Genomic DNA, 7,566 nt, shown 5'->3' with positions numbered 1-7,566 from the left:
CCTCACGACAGACTCGGCGTTCTCACTCCTCTGGTTGCGAGGGCCACAAGCTCGATTGCGCCGACTCGAACATTGGCATCCCTACCGCGACAACGCCGTGGTAGAACGCCTCGCGCTTGACGACCTCGTCCGGGACAAAAGCGCCACCGTGGACGTCACACAACCCGGGTGGCTCGTGGAGTACACGCAGTCCATCGAGACCGATGGCCGTGTCGTCCTCGCTGCACCCTATCGCCACAAGGATGTACTGGCCGAGTGCATTCGACAGGCCATCGTCACCGCTGCCGAACACAATGGACTGCGGGTGTACGGGCGAGTAACCGGAATCCACCACCGGCGAGGAATGGTTCGCGCTGTTCTCTCGCTCGCAGAGGAACTGCAATGAACAACGTCACACGAACAGTTCGGACCCGTCCCCGAAGCGGACTCGCCATCGGCGACGTCCTCACCGCTGCCCTCGTGTCCGAACTGCTCCAGCCCAGCGAAGAGTTCTGGCTTGTCACGGGTTGGGTATCGGACATCACCGTCATCGACAACTCGATCCACCAGTTCGATCCAGTTGTGGGCACAGAGGCACGATCCTCCCTGAGCCTTAGCGAGGTCTTCGCGCTTCTGACCCAGCGCGGAACCCAACTACACGTCGCCGTTCGCACCGATCCGCACAACGACGCCTTCATCCACCGATTGCGTCGAATGTGCGTCAGCGAGAACCTGCACTTGTATTCCAGCGACGACCTCCACGAAAAGATCATGATCGGATGGAAGTGGGTTCTTAAAGGCTCGATGAACTTCACATGGCACGGAACCCAGCGAAACGAAGAAGCACTCGACTTTGAAGTCGGGGCCGCCAACGCAGCCCGCCAACGACTCGACGTTCGCACGCGGTGGCTCGGCGGGCAATCATGACGCAACCACATCCAGAGCAGTTCCTGTCCCGGTTCTTCTCACCGCCTAACACCGTCTGGCCGAAGAGGGATCAGCAGCACCGGGCAGCAGCATCGATAGCGCCTTTCCTCGAGGCCCTGACCACGCGAGACGAGTGCCCGGTGGTGCTGCCCCGTCGCGAGCAATCCTGGCCAGTTGCGGTCTATTACGTCGTGTGCTGGGACACCGGTCACGCCGGCCGTGTGCGTCCGCTGGTCGAAGCCGCGGTCGCCCACAACTGGTGCCCGTTCGACGGACGCGTCGCTCACCTCAACCGCCACGATCCGATTGAGGCATCAATCCTCGAACTCGTGGGACCAGGCACAACCTTCGTCTTGCGACCAACGCCAGACACGGCGATACCCGCATACAACGCAATGAAGCGCATAGTTAGCTCTCTGCGCGGCCAGCCGTTGAGGGTACCCACACGGGTACGCCCCACCGGCAGGATGCTGCGCGAGTTTGAACTCGCCCTTGCCAACGGGTCCGCCGAGACCTCAGCAACTCTTCTGTCGGAGATCGAAGCTTTCGGAGGAATCTCCCACGAGAATATGGCGTACCTACAGATCCGGCGATTGGCTCGTCTGGGACAGGATCGTGCCGTCCTCGCGCATGGGGCCTTGCCCACAATCGTCTACTCCGAACCGCCATCGGCGGTTCGCGAAGCAGTGCTTGGCGCCTGGGCGCGAACCACCCTAAATCTTCCACTGACGACCGCGAACCTGGCTGACGCCGTCGACACCGTGCGAGAAGCCCAACCCGATGTGGCAATGCTCGTGGACGGCCGTCTGGCCATCTGCAGCGACCGCGATGCGGCAACGGTGGGCGGACTCGTCGCCGCCGCGCGTGGCGACATGGCATTGGCGACGGTTCTGGCCGCGACTGCGGCGATCAGTCCAGATGTCCTGAGCATCTTACTTCCCGACACGGCGCCTACCAGTCCCAGTCCTGATGACGACATTGCAGCGACCGAGGCCGAGATCGATGCCACGGCGGTTGACGTTGGCACCGAGGACGAATCGGTGAGAGTCGAATTCGAGGACCAATCCTCGGTCGTTGACTCCTGGCTTGCCTGGGTGCATGGACTAGCGACAGCGCAATCGCCAGAACTGAGCTTCGAGGACTCCACCGGCTGGACACCAGCATGGATGGACGATGCGAAACTCGCCGATGCGATTGACGATCTGCCACAGATCGCCACCGACGGATTGATTTCCGGCGTCGCGGCCTTCCTCGAGGCCGACGATCTGAACCACCCGGCGATGAAGACAGCTGCAGCACTGCTGCGCCAGTACATGGTTGCGGAACGTTTCGGACCCAATGACCTGGGCGCAATCTGCGCTCTGCTTGAGATCTTCCTACGTGCGTCGCCGGCCGGCGGCCCGTACAGCGACATGCTTTCTGATCTACGGTCGTATGCGCCTCAATGGGTCGCGGCCAGCGCAGCCCCTCGAGTATTGGATATTGCGGATGTGGTCGCGTTGGGCCCCAACGCTGATCCTGACGAGCGCGAAGCCTTCGTCGCTGCTCTGGTCGCACCACTGAATCACCTGCGACACAGATTATCTCCTGCACTAAGACGTCTGGCTTCGCTCGTCGCGAACGACGTCGGCCTCACTTTGGCCTGGGACGACGAAGAATCGACGGTTTCCGAAGAGTCCGGCATTATCACTGGACGCGTACATATCCTCCTCTACAGCCTCGACACAGGTTGCCTTGCGCGCGTGCAGAAAGCAGTAGCTTTGCAATGGCCCTCAAGTCTTGTCCACATTTCGTCCGACAAGGTCGGAAATCCCGCGCTGCGCCAACACTCACGCAATGCCGACCTGATCGTCATGGCAACCCGGCGCGCCGCACACGCTGCGACCGGATTCATCACCGAGAATGCCAGCAAGGGAGTCATCCGATACGCAGATGGGTCTGGATCAGCCTCTATGATGCGAGCAGTTGAGTGCGGAGTTGGTGAATTATTGGCGTGAACAGGATGTGCAAGCCTGCCCGACTCATCGTTACCCCCGGCTATCGGCACGAGGTCGTGTCGACTACGGTGTCCAGCCCTACCCGGGTGCCTCAGTTGTTGACTTCCAATCCCGTGACCGGACTTCTCAAGATCGCAGGACCAGGCCAACTGAATCGCACCGGCGAGGCCGGAGATGATGTACCCCGATTTTTCCGGAGTTCGTTTGTTTTACATCAGGCATTGATGCACCCGAGAGAGGTCGACCGGCGATTGCTATGACCACGCCGTGATCGAATCTTCCTGGGGCAGAATGCAAACCGAACTCTTGGATCGGAAGCGATGGAAAACGAGGGTCGAACTGGCCAACGCCATGTTCGAGCACCTCAAGATCTTCCACAATTGCCAACGTCGGCACAGTACGCTCGGGATGCTGACACCGATCGAGCTCGAGAACGTACACTTCACACGTCAACCCGTAGCCTGAAGTCAAATAGGACGACTCCACGAAACTCGCGGCACATCAAAGTCTCCGGAAACTCCGGTGTGATTCAATACGATGTTCGAACACCTTGAGACCTTCCGTAACCGCCAGTCTCTGCATAGCGCTCTCGGGACCTGACGCCGATCGAGTTCGAGAACGTCCACGTCCAACGTCAAACCCGCAGCCTGAAGTTAACTATCGCGGCACCGTGAAAATTGGGGCACATCAACTGGCGTGCGGTCTAGATTGGACTGAAGAACTCAGCGAAGGTGCGCCTCGATTGTGCATTTAATCACGCAGATTGAGGCATGCAAACCGTCAGGACCGAGGACCTGACGTTGATCTGAGGGCCGTCAACCGCAACTGTCACGTAGACGTAATCGGCGCACACTATTGTCCGCGCAGTGGATGATCAAAGATGCCTGGGTAGGTCCGTGTTGATCTGGACTTGACAGCCGACCAACGACGTCGTGCGAGCCCCGACAAATCGGGCAACCTTGTGGCAGTGAGTATCTCGGCTGTCGGTAGGTAGATCTAGCCTCCATGCATGACGGGTCAGAGAGTTCGGCGAGCTTCACATCTGCGTTTGGTAGCTGCATATCAAGCGGCGCAAAGCCAGATGAAGGTCCTTACGCCGAGGCAGATGCGGAATCAGCGTCGACGGCCGGCGGCGGCGAACTTTGTCATGCGGATCGAAATCGATTGCATCACGCCGCCTATTTGGAGGCGGTTTTCGGTTCCGTCGAATATCGAACTGGACCAGCTTCATTCGATTGTGCAGGCGGTGATGGGATGGGGAGATCAACACGCTCATCAGTGGGTGAGTGTCCATCATTCAACGGACAATGGCCCAGATCGGTATATCGCGCCAGAGGTGATCGAGCGCGACGGATACCAGGAAGACGAGTTTGGTGAGGACGAAGTCCGGATCGACGAGGCAGTTACCGCGGTCGGGGAGTACGTCCGTTATGAGTACAACGCCCGCGCAAGGTGGAGTCACATGTTGGTTCTCGAGCAGATTGTCGAAGACCAGCCGATTTCTGAGCCATCCTGTCTTGACGGTGCGAGGGCGTGCCCGCCGGAGGATTCTGGCGGTCCGATCGGGTATCGCGAGTTCCTGAAAGGGCAGGCGAGTAATGGACTGTTCGATCCCGAACGTTTTGTTCCCGCAGAGTCCAATGCAGCGGTCACCATTGCAGTGGCATTGCATAAGTCACCGCCTGTGGGAAGCTCGCTGTTCGAGAAGTTCTTGCGCCGCCTGTCGGTTCATTCCGCACCGAAACTGTTTGCCGCAGTTGCCAAATCGGAGCTTCGTGGCGGATACGACAACTACTTCGAGGTGATGCGTGAAGGAGCAACCCGTCAACTGCTGTGGCTGCTGAACTCCGCGCGAGGTGGTGGGATTGTTTTGACGGCGTTCGGGTCACTGCCTCCCGACCTTGTTGCGTCTGCCCGAGACGAACTCGATTGGGACAGTGAGTGGATCGGTGTCACGGCAGGGAGCGGCTCGCAATTGGCAGTTCTCGTTGAAGTCGCAAAGACACTGCGATTTGTCCGGAAACTCCGAGGCACATTGCTTCTGACTCGTCTCGGCGCGTCAGTGCTTGCATATGAAGGCGAGCTGTGGCGTCACATCGTGACGGCCATGCCGTTGGGAAAAGGTGAGTTGGCGCAGGAAGCCGGCCGAATTCTGTTCCTTACGTTGGCTGCCGGCTTGTCGGAGTCCGAACGTAGTGAAGTGATGATCGAAGGCCTCACGGCATTGGGTTGGTCGACAACAGACGGAACCCGCCTCGGCGACGACGATTGGACGTGGATGGTGCGAGACACTCTCGTGTACCTGCGAATGATCGGGGCGATTGTCTCCAATCCGCTGGACGAGCATGTTTCCGCCGATCCCGAGTGGGGCCGACGGTTTGCCAGGATGGTCCTGTCGAAGTAGCTGAGCGGTCGAATCGAGCATCGATTTCAATCGATGCGGAGTTGTTATATGCGCTGGAAGCGCACGATTTTACTGCGGCGGAAACGTGAATATTTTCGGGTGGGAAAATATCGGAGTTTTTGTTCGAAATTGCCATCATGCTATGGTCGATTCTCAGTTGTTGAATTGCGTGGTCGAGCCAAAAGCTTGCGCAGAAGATTTATTTTGTGGAGGTTGGGTTTCCGAAAAGACGAAGTGCGTGTTGCTAGTCAATTGAATATGTGACCGGTGTTGGTATGACGGTCGCTCCTAGGGCGTGCAGAAACGAAGCGCAAAGATCCTGAACAGGGGTTTTGTGCTTTGTTCTGCCGATTATGTGCGAAGGATGTGGCATGTGACGGGGTCCGACATGGTCCAGTTCAGTACCTTGGTAATTGTTTCACTGCTTGTTGCTTTTTATGGTGGAACATTTCTGATTTCTCTTCGTATTGGTAAGAAGCAGGAAAATGCCGACGGTTTTATGACCGCCGGAAACAAGTTAGGATTTGGTGTTTCGGCCGCGAGTATGACGGCCACCTGGATTTGGGCGTCGTCGATGTACGCATCTGCCACTTCTGGCTACACCTACGGAATCTCCGGCCCCATTCACTACGGTTTATGGGGCGCGTTGATGATTCTCTTCATTTATCCGTTTGGCCAGCGAATTCGCAAAGTAGCGCCGAAAGCCCACACACTGGCTGAGGTCATGTACGCGCGGCACGGACGCTCGAGTCAGCTGATGCTCGCGGGCTCCAATATCGTCGGCAGTCTCATCAGTTTGATGTCGAACTTCCTCGCCGGTGGTCTGCTGATCGCATTGCTTTCGCCGTTCAACTTCATCCAGGGTGTGTTCATCGTTGCGCTGGGCGTTTTGCTGTACACGCTGTGGTCGGGCTTCCGCGCTTCGGTCTTGACCGACTTCGTTCAGCTGATCGGAATGCTCGGTGCGGTAGCGGTTTTGGTGCCGTTCATCTTCTTTGCGGCGGGGTTCCCGGCAGCCTTCGAATCCGGGGCAGGCAACCTTACTGCTGAGCAGGGCAACTTCTTCTCGAGCGTTGCCTTCTTCGAGCAGGGCGCGCCGTACATCGCGGCAGTTCTTGCCTACGCAATCGGCAACCAGACCATTGCCCAACGTCTGTTCGCGGTCCGCGAAGACCTGATCAAGCCCACCTTCATCACCGCAACCGTGGGATATGGCGCAACGGTCATCGGTGTCGGAATGCTGGGTGTTCTCGCTCTGTACCTCGGAATCGAGCCGATGGATGGTGACGTCAACAACCTGATTCCGCAGATGGCCGCGTCGTACCTGCCCGGAATTTTGCTGGCCGTCTTCTTTGTCATGATCATCGGCGCGCTGTCATCGACGGCAGACTCGGACCTTGCTGCGCTCTCGTCCATCGTGATGACCGACGTTTACGGCCAAGCCGTCGCAGGCAAGGCCAATGCGAACCCTCGACGGATGCTGCTCATCGGCCGAGTAACGATGATAGTTGCCACGGCGGCGGCTATCTCCTTGGCAAGTCTGCAACTGAGCATTCTTGATCTGTTGGTGTTCGTCGGCGCGCTGTGGGGCGCTTTGGTGTTCCCGGTTATCGCGAGCTTCTATTGGGGAAAGGTCACCAACAAAGCCTTCACTGTGTCGGTGCTGGTGGCGCTTGCTGCCTTCTTGCCCGTCCGATTCAGTTGGGTGCCGATGGATGGGATGTTCGGGATCTTCTCCGACATCGTTGCCGTTGTCGGTATCGGAGTGGTGCTGGGGCTCATGGTATTTGGATTCTTCGGTCTGAAGGCTGCGCAGATCGTCGGTGGCCTGGCGATCGTGCTGTCCGCACCGTTCGCAATCGGCTTCCTGCACGACTACCCAACGCTCAGCGGTTCTTTGGTGGCCTATGCCGTCAGTACCGTCGTGTGCTTTGCGATGTCCGTCAATCAGCGTGAGACGTTCGATTTCGAACTCATCAAGCAGCGGACGGGAGACTTCGACGATGACGAGCTTCCTGCCGTGGGAGCGTCCGGAAAGTAACTTTCGAGACAAGTGGAAGGGCTACGGATGAGTACTGCTCTACTGACCATTTACGTTCTGATCTGGCCGGCGTTGGTCTTGGTCGTGCTGGGAGTTATCAGCAAGGGATTCTTCAAGGACTGGGCAACTGCTCGCCGCAACGGTGAGGATCTGGTCTAACTCTTCACGCCGCCACCGACGGACTTCTTGTCGGTGGCGGCGATCATATTGCGTCGGAC

Annotated in this window: 6 protein-coding genes and 1 pseudogene; all 7 read left to right on the top strand. The window is 58.2% G+C overall.

What is annotated here, in order from left to right; translation table 11 throughout:
• Nucleotides 1-385, top strand: a 385-nt coding sequence (locus RWT78_RS26225; RefSeq protein ID WP_314681941.1) for a hypothetical protein, incomplete at its 5' end; no start/stop codon positions are given.
• On the top strand, nt 382-906 hold the full coding sequence (gene dpdK, locus RWT78_RS26220) for a phospholipase D-like domain-containing protein DpdK (protein ID WP_314681939.1): 525 nt from the start codon (nt 382-384) through the stop codon (nt 904-906). The genes RWT78_RS26225 and dpdK, both read left to right, overlap by 4 nt.
• The gene (locus tag RWT78_RS26215; RefSeq protein ID WP_314681937.1) at nt 903-2,903 is read left to right on the top strand and encodes a hypothetical protein; all 2,001 of its coding nucleotides are present in this window, start codon (nt 903-905) and stop codon (nt 2,901-2,903) included. Before dpdK ends, RWT78_RS26215 begins: the two co-directional genes overlap by 4 nt.
• 255 nt (nt 2,904-3,158) lie before the next feature.
• Nucleotides 3,159-3,368, top strand: a pseudogene (locus RWT78_RS26210) (integrase core domain-containing protein); the annotation flags it as partial.
• A 640-nt stretch (nt 3,369-4,008) separates the two neighbouring features.
• Nucleotides 4,009-5,307 carry a plasmid pRiA4b ORF-3 family protein gene (locus tag RWT78_RS26205; RefSeq protein ID WP_314681943.1) on the top strand — a complete coding sequence of 433 codons (1,299 nt, stop codon included), beginning with the start codon at nt 4,009-4,011 and terminating at the stop codon, nt 5,305-5,307.
• Between the two features lie 388 nt (nt 5,308-5,695).
• Nucleotides 5,696-7,348 carry a sodium:solute symporter family protein gene (locus tag RWT78_RS26200; RefSeq protein WP_232508927.1) on the top strand — a complete coding sequence of 551 codons (1,653 nt, stop codon included), beginning with the start codon at nt 5,696-5,698 and terminating at the stop codon, nt 7,346-7,348.
• Nucleotides 7,349-7,375: 27 nt separating this feature from the next.
• A complete protein-coding gene (locus RWT78_RS26195; RefSeq protein ID WP_003941363.1) occupies nt 7,376-7,507 on the top strand; it encodes a putative transporter small subunit in 132 nt (43 codons plus the stop codon).
• Nucleotides 7,508-7,566: the final 59 nt, after the last annotated feature.

The organism is uncultured Rhodococcus sp., assembly GCF_963525155.1.
In the GTDB taxonomy this organism is placed as follows: Bacteria; Actinomycetota; Actinomycetes; order Mycobacteriales; family Mycobacteriaceae; genus Rhodococcus_F; species Rhodococcus_F qingshengii.
Note: the sequence above shows the minus strand (reverse complement) of the source record. Positions and strands in the feature narration are given on the sequence as shown.

Bases quoted from the DNA above. Each gene is read 5' to 3' on its own strand.
- dpdK (WP_314681939.1), top strand. From the start codon at position 382: ATGAACAACGTCACACGAACAGTTCGGACCCGTCCCCGAAGCGGACTC.
- RWT78_RS26215 (WP_314681937.1), top strand. From the start codon at position 903: ATGACGCAACCACATCCAGAGCAGTTCCTGTCCCGGTTCTTCTCACCG.
- RWT78_RS26205 (WP_314681943.1), top strand. From the start codon at position 4,009: ATGCGGAATCAGCGTCGACGGCCGGCGGCGGCGAACTTTGTCATGCGG.
- RWT78_RS26200 (WP_232508927.1), top strand. From the start codon at position 5,696: ATGGTCCAGTTCAGTACCTTGGTAATTGTTTCACTGCTTGTTGCTTTT.
- RWT78_RS26195 (WP_003941363.1), top strand. From the start codon at position 7,376: ATGAGTACTGCTCTACTGACCATTTACGTTCTGATCTGGCCGGCGTTG.